This is a genomic window from Pseudomonas putida (assembly GCF_028682475.1).
Taxonomy (GTDB): Bacteria; Pseudomonadota; Gammaproteobacteria; order Pseudomonadales; family Pseudomonadaceae; genus Aquipseudomonas; species Aquipseudomonas putida_AG.
Window position 1 is genome coordinate 1 of sequence record NZ_JANHLE010000158.1, and the last position, 201, is coordinate 201.

The following is a 201-nucleotide window of genomic DNA, read 5'->3' on the forward strand; positions in this document are numbered from 1 at the left end:
CAGGTTCTGCTCGGCCATGACGAAGGCTTCCATCGCGGCGCGATCGACCAGGTCATCGATGCCCCGCTGGCCCAGCTCCTTGCCGTGCAGCGTCTCCCAGCTCTGCACGCTGAGCTTGTTGAGGGTGCGCTGGTGCTTTTCATAAAGCGGCGTGCCCAGTGCATCCTTCATGTCGATGAAGGCCCGCGCATAGACATTGAC

1 protein-coding gene is annotated in these 201 nt (G+C 61.7%); it reads right to left on the reverse strand.

All coding sequences use genetic code 11. The features are described 5' to 3' along the window. Positions 1–201 (reverse strand): hypothetical protein (locus NPS47_RS25620; protein WP_274297470.1); only part of this gene is annotated, 201 nt, incomplete at both ends.